Source organism: Delftia sp. SD018 (assembly GCF_017355445.1).
In the GTDB taxonomy this organism is placed as follows: Bacteria; Pseudomonadota; Gammaproteobacteria; order Burkholderiales; family Burkholderiaceae_C; genus Comamonas; species Comamonas acidovorans.
Genome location: NZ_JADDRN010000044.1, coordinates 1 through 15,769 on the forward strand (window position 1 = coordinate 1; position 15,769 = coordinate 15,769).

A 15,769-nucleotide genomic window follows, 5' to 3' on the forward strand; every position below is an offset into this window, starting at 1 on the left:
GCCGAGCCGGCCAGCCTGCGCATGCTGGCCCTGGGTTTTTCGGCAGGCCTGCCGCTGCTGCTGGTGCTGGGCACGCTGTCGTTCTGGCTGCGCGAGGCCGGCGTGGACCGCACCACCATCGGCTACCTGAGCTGGGTGGGCCTGGCCTATGCCTTCAAGTGGGTCTGGTCGCCGCTGGTGGACCGCATGCCGCTGCCGCTGCTCACGCGCTGGCTGGGGCGGCGGCGCGGCTGGCTGCTGTTCGCGCAGATGCTCATCGTCGCCGGGCTGTGCGGCATGGCATTCAACGATCCGCGCGTCTCTCTCACGCCGCTGGTGTGGTGCGCGCTGGCCGTGGCCTTCGGCTCGGCCACGCAGGACATTGCGCTGGACGCCTACCGCATCGAATCTGCCGACACCGAGCGCCAGGCCGCGCTGGCCGCCACCTACCAGACCGGCTACCGGCTGGCCATGATCTGGGCCGGCGCCGGCGTGCTGTGGCTGGCCGCCCGCGCCGAGGTGGCGGGCACGGCGGGCTACCAGAGCGGCGCCTGGCAGGTGGCCTACCTGGCCATGGCCGCCTCCATGTCCGTGGGCATGCTGACCGTGCTGCTCTCGCCGGAACCGGTGCCACGCCCGCTGGCGCCTGCCCGCAACGCGGCCGAGTGGCTGCACAGCGCGCTGGTCGAGCCCTTTGCCGACTTCCTGGGCCGCTACCGCTGGCAGGCGCTGCTGGTGCTGGGCCTGATCGCCATCTACCGCATCAGCGACGTGGTCATGGGCATCATGGCCAACCCCTTCTACGTGGACATGGGCTTCACCAAGGACGAAGTGGCCGCCGTGACCAAGGTGTACGGCGTGATCATGACGCTGGCGGGCGCCTTCCTGGGCGGGGCGCTGGCCATGCGCTGGGGCGTGATGCGCGTGCTGATGCTGGGCGCCGCGCTGTCGGCCGCCACCAACCTGCTGTTCGCCTGGCTGGCCACGCGCGGCCATGACGTGAACGCGCTGGTCTGGGTGGTGAGCGCGGACAACCTGGCCGGCGGCATCGCCTCGGCGGCCTTCATCGCCTACCTGTCGGGGCTGACCAATGTGCAGTACTCGGCCACGCAGTACGCGCTGTTCAGCTCCATGATGCTGCTGGCGCCCAAGTGGCTGGCCGGCTTCTCGGGCGCCTTTGTCGATGCGCACGGCTACGTGAGCTTCTTCCAGGCCACGGCCCTGCTGGGCCTGCCCGTGCTGGTGCTGATCGCACTGGCCTCGCGCGTGCATGCGGTGCGGCCCGCGCAACGCGGCAGTTGAGCGGCTGGCCGCAGGCTGCGCTGTTTTACCGAACTTTACGCAAGCGACAAGCACGGCTGACGGGGCGCTGCGAGCATCGTCGCAATACGACGCCAGGCCCCAGCATGAATACACTGCCCTCCATGAGTACGCACCATCTTCTGATGATCGAAGACGACACCCGCCTCGCGCAGATGGTGGGTGACTACCTGGGCAACAACGGCCTGCAGGTCACGCACATGGGTGATGCCCGCAGCGGCCTGGAGCAGCTGCAGCCCGCCGACGGCGTGCCGGGCGCCGACCTGCCCGACCTCGTCATCCTCGACCTCATGCTGCCCGACATGGACGGCCTGGAGGTCTGCCGGCGCATCCGCGCCCTGCCCGGCCCCGCAGCCCAGGTGCCGGTGCTGATGCTCACGGCCAAGGGAGACCCCATGGACCGCATCATCGGCCTGGAGATCGGCGCCGACGACTACCTGCCCAAGCCCTTCGAGCCGCGCGAGCTGCTGGCGCGCATCCGCGCCATCCTGCGCCGGCGCGGCGGCGGCGGCGAGGGCTCGGCCGCAGGCCAGCCGACCACGGCACTGCGCTTCGGCAGCCTGGAGATCGACCGCGACGCGCGCAGCGTCACCGTGGCGGGCCAGCCCTGCGAGCTGACCTCCTACCAGTTCGACCTGCTGGTCACGCTGGCCGAGCGCGCGGGCCGCGTGCTCACGCGCGACCAGATCATGGAGGCCGTGCGAGGCCGCGAACTGGAGGCCTTCGACCGCTCCATCGACGTGCACATGGGCCGCATCCGCGCCGCCATCGAGGCCGACCCCAAGGCGCCCAAGCGCATCCTGACCGTGCGCGGCGTGGGCTACGTCTTCGCCAAACAACAAGACTAGCCAAGCGAATGAAGCTGCTGTCCCTCTTCTCCCAGCGCCTGTACCTGCGCATCTGGCTGGCCGTGGTGGGCGGCGTGGCCGTGCTCACGCTGACGGTGGCCTGGGCCTGGCAGATCGCGGCCGAGCAGAACGCGCAGAACGTGCAAAGCGCCAGCTCGCCGCCCTCGCGCGACGTGGCCATGCGCGATGCGGACGGCAAGGTCATCGCCCAGGGCCGCGCCCGGCGCCTGCCCGGCCCGCCCGAAGAGGGGCTGCGCTTCGAGATCGAAGGCACGGACGGCCAGACCTACATGCTGCACATGGCGCCGCGCCCGCCGCGCGGCGACCGCCCGCCGCACGACGGCGCAGCCGCCTTCTGGCTGCGCCCGCCCTTCGGCTTTCTGTGGCTGCTGGGACTGGTGGGCGTGGCCGTGGCCGTGGGCGTGTTCCCCATCATCCGCCGCCTGCTCAAGCGGCTGGAGAACCTGCAGCGCGGCGTCAAGCGCTTTGGTGAGGGCGACCTGTCGGTGCGCGTGCCCGAGCACGGCAGCGACGAGGTGGCCGACCTGGCCCACCAGTTCAACGCCGCCGCCGCGCGCATCGAGACCCTGGTGACTTCGCACAAATCGCTGCTGGCCAATGCCTCGCACGAACTGCGCTCGCCGCTGACGCGCATCCGCATGGGCCTGGAATTCATGGGCGACGACCCGGCCAGCGCCCGCGCGCGCGCCGAGATCCAGCGCAACATCAGCGAGCTGGACCAGCTGGTGGACGAGATCCTGCTGGCCAGCCGGCTGGAGACCTATGAGGGCGACGTGGGCACGATCGAGCCCGTGGACCTGATCGGCCTGGCCGCCGAGGAATGCGCGCGCGTGGATGCCGACCTGGACCTGCAGTCCACCGACGCGCTGGAAGTGCCCGGCATCTCCAAGCTGCTGCGCCGCGCCGTGCGCAACCTGCTGGAGAACGCGCGCCGCTACAGCCAGGGCGCCATCACGCTGGAGCTGGCACGCCAGGACGCCATGGCCGAGATCCGCATCTGCGACCATGGCCCCGGCGTGGCGCCGGCCCACCGCGAGCGCATCTTCGAGAAGTTCTTTCGCCTGCCCGGCGCCAGCGAGCGCTCGGGCGGCGTGGGCCTGGGCCTGGCCCTGGTGCGCTCCATCGCCCAGCGCCACGGCGGCAGCGTGCACTGCGAGGGCCGTGCCGACGGCCAGCCGGGCGCCTGCTTCGTGCTGCGGCTGCCGCTGGCCTGAGCTGCCGCCTGCGGCTCAGCCGCGCCGGTGCTGCCACTCCACACGTTCCACCAGGTCCCTGAGCAGGTCGAAATGCCAGCGGGTGCGCTTGAGCAGGCGGCCGTAGCGCGAGCGGGGGAAGCGGTAGGCGCCATCGGCCAGTTCTATGGCGCAGGACGCCAGGTGCCACTGCTGCTCGAACGCCTGGTGGCTGTCCGGCGGGTCGGCGCGCATGCGGCGTATGTGCGCCAGCGCCAGCTCCACCGCGCATTCCACGTCGAACTGGCGGGCCTTGCGGTCGGGCTTTTTGCCACAGACCTCGGCCAGGGTGACCAGCCGCCCCTCGATGACGACCAGACAGACATGCATGGCCTGCCACGCGCTGGGCCAGTCGGAAGGCCTTGCGGCTTGCGACCGCAACGGCAACGGCTGCGCTTGCACTGCCGCGCCGGCAGTGTTTTTGCGGGATGTCATGGGGTCAGCCCTCCTGATAGAGAAGAGGGCTGGAAGGGGCAAGCGCAGCGCTGGGGCTGGCAAGGATGGGGAGGGTCATGGTCTGTTTTCCTACGAGATCACAGAAAACCACCGGTTGAGTTTCTACGCACAACAGGTGGGCGTGGTGGTTAGAAACACGTCCGTAGCCGTGCGGGCGTCCTTGCGGATAGCCCCCACCACGCCCGAAACCATGCGGACAGGCGCAAGCAAATGCGCCAATCCGACGAGATAAGGCATGACAAAGCCCCGCTTTAAGGTGGGGGCTGCAACCTCACGGAAGGTGTTTCTACGCACCGGGCCTTTCGGCTTGCGGGCAGTTTAACGGGACCAGAGCGGGCCGGCCAGCCGCGCGCTCAATCCCGGCCCAGGTGCTCGCACAGAAAGTCGATGAACACGCGGGTCTTGCGCGGCAGGTGGCTGCTGTCGGGAAAGACCACGCTGATGGGCTGGGGCGGCAGGGCGTGGTCGGGCAGCACGCGCTGCAGCACGCCGTCGGCCAGGTCGTCCTCCACAAACCACGCAGGCAGCACGGCCACGCCCAGCGAGGACCGGGCCAGGGCGCGGATGGCGGTGGAGGAGTTGGATTGGTGGGCCGCCCGGCCCACCACGTCCACGCCCTGGCCACCGGCAGTGCGCAGCGTCCAGGCCGTGGGGTGGGTGAGGTTGCTGTTGGCAATCCAGGGCAGGTCTGCCAGGTCTTCGGGCCGGCGCACGGGATGGCTGCGCAGGAAGGCGGCCGAGGCCACCAGCACGATGTCGTAGCCGGCCAGCCTGCGGCTTTTGAAGCTGGAGTCCGCCAGATGGCCCAGGCGCACCACCAGGTCCAGCTTTTCGGCCACCAGGTCGCTCAGTGATGAGTTGACGTCATAGGCCACCGAGATGCCCGGGTAGCGCTCCAGGAAGGCCGGGATCAGCGGAAGAATGTACTTCTCCCCGTATTCGCTGGTGGTGCTGATGCGCAGCCGGCCCGCGATGCGGTTGCCGCTGTGCATGGCGTTGTCGAAGGCGCTGCCCACGTCGCGGACGATGCCCTTGAACTCGTCGTAGAACTCCCGCCCGGTTTCCGTCAGGGCGATGCTGCGGGTGTTGCGCACCAGCAGGGCCACCGACAGCGCCTCTTCCAGCGCCTTGACATGCAGGCTGGCCATGGCCTTGCTGATGCCCAGGAAGTCCGCCGCCCTGGTGTACGAGCCGAAATCCACCACGGCCAGAAAGGTCTGCGCGCGGTGGAGCAGTGTGTGCATGGCCGGGCTTGCGGGGGTCATTGTTCAATCCAGTCAAACAAAGAGTCCAGCATAGCCCCATCGACGTGGCCGCCCGCGCTCTTTAGTCTTGCCCCTCCTGAAAGCGCAAGATGACATACCGATACCGCCTGGCCACCGTTTTCCTGATGGGTTTTTTCGTCGACTGCATCAACATCTTCATGCCCGCCGTCGCGCTGCCCACGATTGCGGCCGAGTTCCATGTGGGCATCTCGGCCGGGGCCTGGGTGGCCAATGCCTACATGCTGGGATTGACGCTGGCCATTCCCCTCGCCCCCTGGCTGGCCGACCGCTGGGGTGCGCGCGGGCTGATGGCGGGCTCCATGCTGGCCTTCGCCCTGGCCGCCTGGGCCTGCGGCGAGGCGGGCAGCTTCGGCCAGCTGGTGGGCTGGCGCTTCATCCAGGGCATGGCGGGCGGCCTGGTGATTCCCGTGGGCCAGGCCCTGGCCTTCAACCGGTTCCAGGGACCGGAGCGCGCGCGTGTCTCCACGCTGGTCATGGCCGTGGCGCTGATTGCACCGGCCCTCTCGCCCTGGCTGGGCGGGCTGATCGTGGACCACGGCTCCTGGCGCTGGGTGTTCCATTCCAATATTGCGCTGGCCCTGGCCGCCGCAGGCCTGGCCTGGCTGTGGGTGCGCGATGCACCGGCCACGGCCCGGCAGCGGCCGGACCTCAGGGGCCTGGTGCTGGTCAGCGCCGCGCTGGCCGCCTGGCTGCTGGGCATGTCGCTCTATGGCGCAGGCCAAGGCTCGGGCCAGGGCCTGGCGCTGGCCTGGCTGGGCATGGCGGCGGGCCTGGCCTTCACGGTGCTGTATGCCATCCATGCCCGCAAGACGGCCCACCCCATTGTGGAACTGCAACTGCTCAAAAGCCCGCGCCTGCGCATGTCGGTGGCCGTCTACCACGCCATTCCCGGCGTGTTCACGGGCGTGAACCTGCTCAACATCTTCTACCTGCAGGACATGCTGCACCTGAGCGCGCAGGCCACAGGCCGATTCATGATGGTCTACGCCGGCGGCGCACTGGTGTCCATGCTGGTGGGCGGCCGGCTGTACAACCGCGCGGGCGCACGGCCCCTGTTCATCGCCAGCATGGTGCTGCACAGCCTGGGCATTGCGGCGCTGGCCGCCGTGGCAGCCCCTGCCGACCCCTGGCTGCTGGCGGCCGCCTACGGGCTGATGGGCCTGGGCGGCGGCCTGGGGGCCAATACCGCGCAGACGACGGCGCTGCTGGACTTCGATGGCCGGCAGACGCAGCAGGCCAGCGTGATCTGGAACCTCAACCGGCAGATGGCCTTCAGCGTGGGCGCCGCGTTTTTCCTGATGGTTTTCAACACGCTCGCCACCCGCCTGGACGCAGGCCGGGCCTATCACATGACGTTTCTGATCGCATCGCTGGCAGGGCTTGTGCCCCTGCTGCAACTGCGATCGCTGCACACCCCCAAGGACCACCATGCAAGACAACAAGCCCATCGACCGTGACATTGACATCGCCGAACGCAGCATCCACCAAGTGCACGAGCTGATCCACACCGTCTTCACCCAACCAGCGGGCGCACAGGCCGCGCTGCAGGCGCTGATGCCGCAGTTCAGCCCGGAGTTCAGCATGGTGACCACCACGGGCAGACTTGTCGGCCTGGACGATGTGGAACAGATGTTCAGGCGCGCGGCCGGCCAGCGGCCAGGGCTGGAGATATGCGTCTGCGACATGCAGCCCGTATGGCGGGACACGGCCGGCCTGGCCATGCGCTACCTGGAAACCCATCGCCTGGACGGCGTGGAGACTTCGCGCCGATCAGTCGTGATCCTCAAACGTGCGGGCCAAGGGGTGCTGTGGCATTACCTGCATGAGACGGCCCTGGACTGATGGCCCAGTCCGCGCTCGCCGCTCAGCCCCGCAGGTAGCGGTCGGCGATGCTGCCGGGCACGTAGAGGCCGCGCTCCAGGTAGAAGTCCAGCTTCTTGCGGTCGGGGGCGCGCAGCTTGATCAGCGGCACAGGCGCCTGTTCGGTGCGCGAGAACATCAGGCGGATCTTGAGCGGGGTGCGGCCCCAGTTACCCTGCACGTGCAGGAAGAAGGGGCCGTCCTCGGCCTTGGCCAGCCGCAGGCGGTAGCTGCCGCCGGCGCGCAGCACGCGCTGCATGGCCAGGTGCATGCTCAGGTAGGCGGGCATGTCGATGCCCTGGCGCAGTTGCTCGTATTCGCCGGCCTGCTGGAGCTGGGCGATATAGGCCTCGCCCGTCTGCGGCAGGACCTGCTCCACGTATTCCTTGTGCAGTGCGGCGATGAAGGCGCTGCCCGGGGGCGCGGCCATGAGCCAGTTCTCGACCACGGGCACCTGCGGGTCGCGGGTGTAGCGCTCCAGATAGTAGGCAACGAGGTCGGCGCCGCTGCGCTGCTGCTGCTCCAGCAGCCAGTCCAGCGGCTCGGTGAGGATGGTGCTGGCGTCCAGCCAGATGCCGCCGTGGCGGTGCAGCAATTCCAGGCGCAGCCAGTCCGAGCGCTTGGCCACGGGCAGCTGCTGCAGGTTGCCGGGCAGTTGCGGCACGTATTGCGGCAGCTGCGCGTCGTTGAGGATGCGCAGGCTGTAGCCGGGGTTCAGGCGGGCCCAGTTGTCGAAGCAGCGCTGTATGAGCAGGGGCACCGAGTCGCCGTTCCAGTAGGCCCAGATGATGCGGGGGATGGGCGTGGAGACGGGCACGGGCGCCGCAGGCCCGATGTCATGGCTGCGGAAGTCGGGCGCGGGGCCCTGCTCCAGGCGGCGTGCGAAGGTGGCGTAGAAGCGGCGCATGCCGGCCGCCAGCCACAGCTCGCCCCGGGTTTTCAGTTTCAGGCCGCTCATGCTGGGGCTCCCGGTGTTCCCAGCTGCTGCGCGCGGCGCTCCCAGCTGCGCAGCTTCCATGCGCGCAGCCACCAGCCGCGCCGCAGATAGGCCTGGCGCAGGGCGGGCAGGGACAGCGGCGAGATGCGGCCGAAGTCCGCCAGGAACTGCTGCGCCAGCGCCTGCCGCTGCGCGGGCGGCATGTCCCACTGCCGGTCGAGAAAGCGCAGGGCGCCGATGAGGTTGCGCGCGGCCTGGTGCGCCCAGGCGAAGTGCAGGCGCCCGTCGTTGCGCAGCGCATCATCCTGCAGGGCTTGCACGGCTTGCGCCAGGGGCCACAGGGCGGCGGACTGGTCTGCCGCCTTGGCAGGCGTCATGGACGCAAGGATGGAGTTGGCACGCTGCCGGTAGGCCACCCAGGGCTGGGGGCAGTAGTAGAAGCTGCTGCAGCGCAGCGCCATCTGCGGCATGGTCATCATGTCTTCGAAGTAGCGGCCTGCAGGAAAGCGCAGGCCCGCATCCCACAGGCTGCGGCGCGAGATCTTGGACCAGGCATGCAGTTGGCCCGTGCGCAGCAGGCCGGCCAGCAGGGCGCCCCGGTCCTGCGAGCGCTGCAGCGTGGGGCCCTGGAAGCTGTGCCGGTGCGCCTCGCCGCGCAGGCGGTGCTTGAGGCGCGGGGCCTCGCGCCAGACGGAGAAGTCGCAGAGCACGGCATCGGGCGCATGTTGTTTCACGATGGCCGACAGCCCGGCAATCGCGCCGGGCAGCAGCTTGTCGTCGGAGTCCAGGAACCACAGGTAGTCGCCCGTGGCCGCATCGATCATGGTGTTGCGCGCCGCGCTCAGGCCGGCATTGCGCTCATGCTGCATGAGCTGCAGGCGGCCGGGCCAGCGCTGGTCCAGCTGCTGCATCAGGGCCCAGGAGCCATCGGTGGAGCAGTCGTCGAGCACCAGCACCTGCACGCCGGCATCGGCCTGGTCCATGACGGACTGCAGGCATTCCTCCAGGTAGGGCAGCACGTTGTAGACGGGCACCAGGATGCTGAGCCAGGTCACGGACGCTCCCCCTGCAGCAGGCGGGCGAACAGGTCTTCGTACTGGCCGGTCATGCGCTGCAGGCTGTAGTGCGACAGGGCTTCCTGCCGCGCGGTGGCGGCCATGCGCACGGCGGCCTCGTCATCCTGCAGCGCCTGCTGCAGGGCGTCGGCCAGCGATTCAGGGTCGGCGTGCGCGGCCAGCAGGCCGTTGTCGCCGGGCCGCACCACTTCCTGCACGCCCACCACGCGGCTGCCCACCACCACGCAGCCCGCCGCCATGCCTTCCAGCAGGGACAGGGGCATGCCCTCGTAGTGCGTGGACAGCACGCAGACGCGGTGCGCACGCAGCAGGCCGGGCACGTCGTTGCACATGCCGATGAATTGCACCTGGTCCTGCAGGCCCAGTTCGGCGCTGAGCCGCTGCGCCGCCTGCTGGGCGCGCGCCTTGCCGCCGCCGGCCAGGGTCAGCGTGGGCTTGAGGCCGCGCTGTCGCAGCACGGCCAGTGCGCGCAGCAAGGTGGCATGGTCCTTTTGCCGCGCAAAGCGCGCGGCCATGACGATGTCCGGGCGGCGCTGCAGCAAGGGGGGCGGCTCCTGCAGATAGGGCTCGGGCCGGATGCCGTTGCTGATGGCCATCAGCTTGGCGGCAGGAAATCCACGGTCCTGCAGGCTCTGGCGCACGCCTTCGGAGCAGCCGATGATGGCGGCCGTGCGCCCGGTCAGCCACAGGGCCTGCGCCAGCCGCCAGCGCGTGTAGCGCTCGCGCGAGTTGTGTTCCACATGCACCAGGCAGGGCACGCCGGCCCACAGCGCGGCAAAGCGGCCCCAGAGATGGTCGCTGAAACCATGGGCGACCACGATGTCCGGGCGGAAGTCCAGGCAGATGCGGCGCAGCTGCCAGACGGTGGCGGCATGGGACCAGCCCGCCACCACATCGACATCGATGCCGCCGTCGCGCAGCTTCTGCACGCGTTCATCGGAGGTATTGCGCTTGCGCCGCAGCACCAGCCTGGCGTCGAAGCGGCCCGACGCGCGGTGCGCGGACACCAGATCCACCGCCACCTGGGTGGCACCCGAGAAGCCGCCCGTCACGAAGTGCAGCACCCGGGGCCGGGCCGTGGTGGCGCGCTCCGTCACCGCACGGCTCCGCTGGCCCTTTCCAGGCCATGCAGCGATGACCACAGGGCCACCACGAGGAAGACGAAGAAGACGATGCCGCTGTTGTGCACGAAAAATTGCTGTGACATGCCGAACGCCAGGTACATGGCTGGCATCAGGCTGCCCAGGATACGCAGCAGCAGGGCCTCGCGCCAGGGGGTGCTGTCCGCAGGCCACAGCGCCATGCGCCGCCGCGAGGGCCAGAACAGCCACAGCAGCGAGATGAACAGCGCCGCCTGCAGCAGCACGCCCGGCACGCCGAGCTTGACCCAGATGTCCAGGAAGTCGTTGTGGATGAAGTTGTATTCGCGGATGGACTGGCCATAGCTGCCGGCGTCCACGCGCCGGTGCATCTCGTCCACATAGCCCTGCATGCCCCAGCCCAGCAGAGGCTTCTCGCCGATCATCTGCACGGCCAGCCGGTACTGCTCCAGCCGGGTGCCCAGCGAGGTGTTGGAGTTGCCGGCATGAAGGTAGGTGCTCACATCCAGGTAGACCTCATCCACGCGCTCGCTGACGCGCGGGATGAAGGCCATCACGGTGGCCAGCGCCACCAGAAGTGCAGCGCAGCCCAGCACCAGGCGGCCGAAGTACTGCGGGCGGTACATGCGCACCAGGACCATCAGCATGAAGAACATCGGCAACAGCGCCAGCCACCCGCCGCGCGAGCCCGACAGCAGCGAAGCCAGCGCCCCCAGCGCGGCGGCCGCCAGCACCAGCAGGCGCCAAAGCAGGGAGCGCTGGTGCCAGAAGGACATGGCATAGATGCAGGAGAAGCAGCCCAGCAGCAAGGCCATGTTGCCCCACTGGATGGCATTGGTGTAACCCGTGGCCCGCTCCATGCCCAGCACGCAGACCTGCCACAGGGCCATGAAGCCCGCGCCTGCGCTGCCCAGCGGAATGCCCCACAGGAAGATCCGCGCCGTGGGCGGATAGCACATGGCGAACAGCAGGCTGACCGCGCCCAGGATGAATTTCACGGGCCGGTCGAACTGCCCGGTGCCCCCGTCCAGCACGGACAGGAAGTACCACATCACCGCCATGCCCAGGAACAGCGCGACCAGCAGCCAGGTGCCGTTGGACTGCCGGTATCTGACCCAGCGAGGCAGAAAACACAGGGCGCCCAGGACCATGAGGCCGGCGCCATAGGAATAGCCCGAGCGCAGCCACAAGGCCAGCCCGGGCACCAAAATAGCGGCCAGGGTCGTGAGGAGCCCTGGCAGCTTCGACTTGTCAAATCTCATCAAGACCGCAACTTTCTGCCCCAAAATGCGGGCATTCCGCTTTCCATCCGCTCATGAAAAAAATTCCTGCGGTCTTATTCAGGCTGCTCCATCGCTGGGCGGCGCCTTCCAAAATCGGCGCAGATTACACCATGCCTGCGCCCTTGCAGCTGCCCCCATCGCCCCCGGCAGCCGATGGTCTTGCAGCGGAAATCCCGAAAACGATCTGGACGTACTGGAACCAGTCCGGCCTGGATCCCTTCGTCCAGCAGTGCGTGGACAGCTGGCGGCGGCAGTGCCCGGATCACCAGGTCATCGTCGTGACGCCAGAGAACCTGGGCCAGTACGTCGCCTGCGGCGACCTTCCTGCGGCGTTTGCCGAACTCCATCCCACCAAGCAATCGGACTGGCTTCGCCTGTACCTGGTGGCGCACCACGGCGGCTACTGGTTCGACGCAACCACGCTGCTGACCGCGCCGCTGGACTGGATGAGCGCCTCCCCCGGCGCAGGCGCTGCCGAGCTGGCAGGCTTCTACCTTGAGGGCTTCACCAGGGACAGGCGCTACCCCGTGATCGAAAGCTGGTCATTCTGCGCTCCGGCCGGCTCGCGCTTTGTATCGGAATGGCAAAAGGAGTTTCACCAGGCGCTGATCGTGGACGGCCCCGAGGCCTATCTGCAGCGCCTGCAGTCGCGGCCCGACGCCGCCGAGGTGCTGCAGGGCATTCCCGATCCAAATTACCTTCTGATCCATGTGACGGCCCAGCAGGTGATGCGGCGCCTGCCCGATGCCCGGCTCACGCTGTTCAAGGCCGAGGACACGGCCTTCTTCTATCACTCTGCCCTGCGCTGGAAGTGGTACCTGCTCTACCCCCAGCTGTGCCTGGCGAAGGCGCCGCAGGTGGCGGCGCCCATCGTCAAGCTGCGCGGCGGGGAGCGGCGCCATTTCACGGACATGCTGGCTTTGCACGGAGGTGCTGCGCCCGGCAGCATCTGGAGCCGCGCGCTTTCGACGCGCTGAGACACACAAAGCGGGCCGAGACCCGCTTTGTTCAATGCCCGCCTGCGAAGACTTCGCCGGCCTTCAAGCGGTACAGCGTGCCGCAGTAGGGGCACTTGGCTTCGCCGGTGTGGGCCACGTCCAGGTAGACCTTGGGATGGCTGTTCCACAGCTTCATGTCGGCCTTGGGGCTGGGGCAGAACACGCCGCCCTGGGCGTTGAGGTCCTTGGCCGCCAGTTCGACGGTGGCATTCGTTGTCATGCTTGCTTATCTCTTTCGTGGGTCTCTAGGGATGTTCAGACCCGAGTCAGCCAATGGGCGTACTTGGGGTTGCGGCCGTTGACGATGTCAAAGAAGGCCTGCTGGATCTTTTCGGTGAGAGGGCCGCGGCTGCCCGCGCCGATCTCGATGCGGTCCACCTCGCGGATGGGCGTGACTTCGGCGGCCGTGCCGGTGAAGAAGACTTCATCGGCGATGTACAGCTCGTCGCGCGTGATGCGCTTTTGCACCACTTCCAGGCCCAGGTCCTTGCAGATGTGCATCACGGTATTGCGCGTGATGCCGTTGAGCGCGCCGGCCGACAGGTCGGGCGTGTAGACCACGCCGTCCTTGATGACGAAGATGTTCTCGCCCGAGCCCTCGGAGACGAAGCCCGAGGCGTCCAGCAGGATGGCCTCGTCATAGCCGTCGTCCAGCGCCTCGGTGTTGGCCAGGATGGAGTTGGTGTAGTTGCTCACCGCCTTGGCCTGGCTCATGGTGATGTTCACATGGTGGCGCGTGAAGCTGGAGATCTTCACGCGGATGCCGCGCTGCATGCCTTCCTCGCCCAGGTAGGCACCCCAGGCCCAGGCCGCGACCATCAGGTGGATGGTGTTGCCCTTGGGGGACACGCCCAGCTTGCGGTCGCCGATCCAGGTCAGCGGGCGCAGGTAGCACGATTCCAGCTGGTTGGCGCGCACGACCTCGACCTGGGCTTGGTTCACCGCTTCCTGGGTGAACGGGATCTGCATGCGCAGGATCTTGGCGCTGTTGAACAGGCGCTTGGTGTGGTCTTCCAGGCGGAAGATGGCCGTGCCCTGTTCGGACTTGTAGGCCCGCACGCCCTCGAATGCGCCGCAGCCGTAGTGCAGCGTGTGGGTCAGCACATGGATCTTGGCATCGCGCCAGTCCACCAGCTGGCCATCCATCCAGATCTTGCCGTCACGGTCGGCCATCGAGGGAACAACGGGGCTCATAGGAACATCCTTGGGGGTATTGAACAGAACACCAACCCGGTATTTTAGGGCGCAGGGGCTGCCTCGGGGGCCGCAGACGCCGGCTCGGGCTCGGGCGTGGGGCGTACCAGGGTCCACTTCATGAGACGGCCACTCTTGAACTCGCAGGTCACATGCGACTGCGTGCCGTCGGTCCAGCGGTAGATCTCGGGCTGCTGGCCCTCCTCGGACAGGCGCTCGCCCAGGGAGCGCGTCATGGCCACCACGTGCATCAGCGAGACCTTGGGCTTGAGCTTGACGTTGAGCATGACGGCGCTGCCCACATAGCCCATGGGCCGGTCCGCGGCCTTCCTCATGATGGACATCAGCCGCGTGAAATGCAGCAGCAGCCACATCATGATGCCGCCGCCCACGGCGACCACACCCATCCAGCCATAGGACTGGTGCGCAGCCACCAGCAGTACGAGCAGGCCCAGAGGAATCAGGATATTGCGCAAATTCATGGCGCCGATTGTCTTATGGAGGCGCCGCAGGGCCGCTGCGGACAGTGCGTATGCCCCCGCAATGCGCTCGGCAAGCGCGTCAGCCCATCCCTCGGACGATGTTCATGGCCTCGTCCACGCGTTCGACGGCATGAACGGTCAGACCCGGGATGGCCTTCTTGGGCGCATTGGCCTTGGGTACCACGGCCATGGTGAAGCCCAGCTTGGCCGCTTCCTTCAGGCGCTCCTGGCCGCGCGGCGCGGGGCGCACTTCGCCGGCCAGGCCCACTTCGCCAAAGGCGAGGAATCCCTTGGGCAGGGCGCGACCACGCAGGCTGGAGGTGATGGACAGCATGACGGCCAGGTCGGCCGCAGGCTCGCTGATGCGCACGCCGCCCACGGCGTTGACGAACACATCCTGGTCCGCGCAGGCCACGCCCGCGTGGCGGCTGAGCACGGCCAGCAGCATGGCCAGCCGGTCGCGGTCCAGGCCCACGGACAGGCGCCGGGGCGCGGGGCCGCCCTGATCGACCAGGGCCTGTATCTCCACCAGCATGGGGCGCGTGCCCTCCAGCGTGACCAGCACGCAGGAGCCGGGCACGGGCTCGCTGTGCTGGGACAGGAAGATGGCGCTGGGGTTGGTGACGCCCTTGAGGCCCTTCTCCGTCATGGCGAAGACGCCGATCTCGTTGACGGCACCAAAGCGGTTCTTGATGGCGCGCACCAGGCGGAAGTTGCTGTGCGTGTCGCCCTCGAAGTAGAGCACCGTGTCCACCATGTGCTCCAGCACGCGCGGGCCGGCCAGTGCGCCTTCCTTGGTCACGTGGCCGACCAGGATCACGGTGATGCCCGTGGTCTTGGCCGCGCGCGTGAGGTGGGCCGCGCATTCGCGCACCTGGGCCACCGAGCCCGGCGCCGAGGACAGCTGGTCCGAGTACACGGTCTGTATGGAGTCGATGACGACCACGGCCGGCTGGGTGGCCTCCATGGTGGCGAGGATCTTCTCCAGCTGGATCTCGGCCAGCACGTTGACCTGGCTGGCCTCCAGCCCCAGGCGGCGCGAGCGCAGCGCGACCTGGGCACCGCTTTCCTCGCCCGTGACATACAGCGTGGGCAGGCCGACGCGGTGCAGCGCGTCCATGGCCTGCAGCAGCAGGGTGGACTTGCCGATGCCGGGATCGCCACCAATCAGCACCACGCCGCCTTCGACAATGCCGCCTCCCAGCACGCGGTCCAGCTCCTCGATGCCGCTGGGCGTGCGCGCCACGTCCTGGGCCTCGATGGCCGACAGCGGCATCACGGCCTGGACATTGGCCAGGCCCGCATAGCCCTGGGGCTGGCTGAGCCGGTTCTTGCCCGCGCTCGCAGGCTCGGCAACGGCCTCGATCAGCGAGTTCCAGGCCCCGCAGGCCGGGCACTTGCCCAGCCAGCGCGGGCTGGTGCCTCCGCAGGCATTGCAGATGAACGTGGTTTTGTCTTTGGCCATGGGGTGAGCACTATACCGAGCGGTGGCTGCCGCCCTGGCACGCATGTTTCGCGCCTATCGCAGTTGCGTGACGGAAAGATATCGGTTATAGTTCACTTCTTCGCTGCAGAAAATGCAGTGAAAACGAAATTACTGCGGATTACCGCGCGATGGAGCAGTCTGGTAGCTCGTTGGGCTCATAACCCAAAGGTCGGAGGTTCAAATCCTTCTCGCGCAACCACCACGAAAAAAA

16 protein-coding genes and 1 tRNA gene are annotated in these 15,769 nt (G+C 68.1%); 7 read left to right on the plus strand and 10 right to left on the minus strand.

What is annotated here, in order from left to right; genetic code table 11:
* The 3 genes from INR38_RS26810 to INR38_RS26820 form a co-directional block, all read left to right on the plus strand.
* The coding region (locus tag INR38_RS26810; RefSeq protein ID WP_207476027.1) for an AmpG family muropeptide MFS transporter at positions 1–1,281 on the plus strand (1,281 nt) is incomplete at its 5' end.
* Between the two features lie 104 nt (positions 1,282–1,385).
* Positions 1,386–2,147 (plus strand): response regulator transcription factor, encoded by a 762-nt coding sequence (locus tag INR38_RS26815; protein WP_043821893.1) that lies wholly within the window; start codon positions 1,386–1,388, stop codon positions 2,145–2,147.
* A gap of 8 nt (positions 2,148–2,155) precedes the next feature.
* Entirely contained in the window at positions 2,156–3,382 is a 1,227-nt protein-coding gene (locus INR38_RS26820) for an ATP-binding protein (RefSeq protein WP_013800196.1), read from the plus strand.
* A gap of 15 nt (positions 3,383–3,397) precedes the next feature.
* Here INR38_RS26820 and INR38_RS26825 read toward each other — a convergent pair whose 3' ends face one another.
* The gene (locus tag INR38_RS26825; protein ID WP_207444452.1) at positions 3,398–3,835 is read right to left on the minus strand and encodes a hypothetical protein; all 438 of its coding nucleotides are present in this window, start codon (positions 3,833–3,835) and stop codon (positions 3,398–3,400) included.
* Between the two features lie 374 nt (positions 3,836–4,209).
* Positions 4,210–5,100 carry a LysR family transcriptional regulator gene (locus INR38_RS26830; RefSeq protein WP_235264200.1) on the minus strand — a complete coding sequence of 297 codons (891 nt, stop codon included), beginning with the start codon at positions 5,098–5,100 and terminating at the stop codon, positions 4,210–4,212.
* A 110-nt stretch (positions 5,101–5,210) separates the two neighbouring features.
* Between INR38_RS26830 and INR38_RS26835 the strand changes: the two genes are divergently transcribed.
* Positions 5,211–6,599, plus strand: a complete 1,389-nt coding sequence (locus tag INR38_RS26835; RefSeq protein WP_088166576.1) for an MFS transporter — start codon at positions 5,211–5,213, stop codon at positions 6,597–6,599.
* Positions 6,571–6,984 carry a DUF4440 domain-containing protein gene (locus tag INR38_RS26840; RefSeq protein ID WP_207444450.1) on the plus strand — a complete coding sequence of 138 codons (414 nt, stop codon included), beginning with the start codon at positions 6,571–6,573 and terminating at the stop codon, positions 6,982–6,984. Before INR38_RS26835 ends, INR38_RS26840 begins: the two co-directional genes overlap by 29 nt.
* A gap of 22 nt (positions 6,985–7,006) precedes the next feature.
* Here INR38_RS26840 and INR38_RS26845 read toward each other — a convergent pair whose 3' ends face one another.
* Genes INR38_RS26845 through INR38_RS26860 form a run of 4 tightly spaced genes read right to left on the minus strand, consistent with a single transcriptional unit; the run spans position 7,007 to position 11,320 of the window.
* A complete protein-coding gene (locus tag INR38_RS26845; protein ID WP_198820257.1) occupies positions 7,007–7,960 on the minus strand; it encodes a capsular polysaccharide synthesis protein in 954 nt (317 codons plus the stop codon).
* Positions 7,957–8,994: a glycosyltransferase family 2 protein gene (locus tag INR38_RS26850; protein ID WP_207444449.1), complete on the minus strand. Its 1,038-nt coding sequence runs from the start codon at positions 8,992–8,994 to the stop codon at positions 7,957–7,959. Before INR38_RS26850 ends, INR38_RS26845 begins: the two co-directional genes overlap by 4 nt.
* Positions 8,991–10,112, minus strand: a complete 1,122-nt coding sequence (locus tag INR38_RS26855; RefSeq protein ID WP_207444448.1) for a glycosyltransferase — start codon at positions 10,110–10,112, stop codon at positions 8,991–8,993. Before INR38_RS26855 ends, INR38_RS26850 begins: the two co-directional genes overlap by 4 nt.
* On the minus strand, positions 10,109–11,320 hold the full coding sequence (locus tag INR38_RS26860; protein WP_347566774.1) for an O-antigen ligase family protein: 1,212 nt from the start codon (positions 11,318–11,320) through the stop codon (positions 10,109–10,111). The genes INR38_RS26855 and INR38_RS26860 overlap by 4 nt, the downstream gene beginning before the upstream one ends.
* Before the next feature lie 188 nt (positions 11,321–11,508).
* On the opposite strand from INR38_RS26860, the gene INR38_RS26865 reads away from it, so the two are divergent.
* Positions 11,509–12,375 carry a capsular polysaccharide synthesis protein gene (locus INR38_RS26865; protein ID WP_207444446.1) on the plus strand — a complete coding sequence of 289 codons (867 nt, stop codon included), beginning with the start codon at positions 11,509–11,511 and terminating at the stop codon, positions 12,373–12,375.
* 31 nt (positions 12,376–12,406) lie between these two features.
* Here INR38_RS26865 and INR38_RS26870 read toward each other — a convergent pair whose 3' ends face one another.
* The 4 genes from INR38_RS26870 to radA form a co-directional block, all read right to left on the minus strand.
* Positions 12,407–12,616 (minus strand): zinc-finger domain-containing protein, encoded by a 210-nt coding sequence (locus INR38_RS26870; protein ID WP_012202256.1) that lies wholly within the window; start codon positions 12,614–12,616, stop codon positions 12,407–12,409.
* A gap of 35 nt (positions 12,617–12,651) precedes the next feature.
* Positions 12,652–13,590, minus strand: a complete 939-nt coding sequence (locus tag INR38_RS26875; RefSeq protein WP_034397818.1) for a branched-chain amino acid transaminase — start codon at positions 13,588–13,590, stop codon at positions 12,652–12,654.
* A 44-nt stretch (positions 13,591–13,634) separates the two neighbouring features.
* Entirely contained in the window at positions 13,635–14,072 is a 438-nt protein-coding gene (locus INR38_RS26880) for a hypothetical protein (protein WP_012202254.1), read from the minus strand.
* Positions 14,073–14,151: 79 nt separating this feature from the next.
* Positions 14,152–15,537, minus strand: a complete 1,386-nt coding sequence (gene radA, locus INR38_RS26885; RefSeq protein WP_043821911.1) for a DNA repair protein RadA — start codon at positions 15,535–15,537, stop codon at positions 14,152–14,154.
* A gap of 143 nt (positions 15,538–15,680) precedes the next feature.
* On the opposite strand from radA, the gene INR38_RS26890 reads away from it, so the two are divergent.
* A tRNA-Met gene (locus INR38_RS26890) sits at positions 15,681–15,757 on the plus strand.
* Positions 15,758–15,769: the final 12 nt, after the last annotated feature.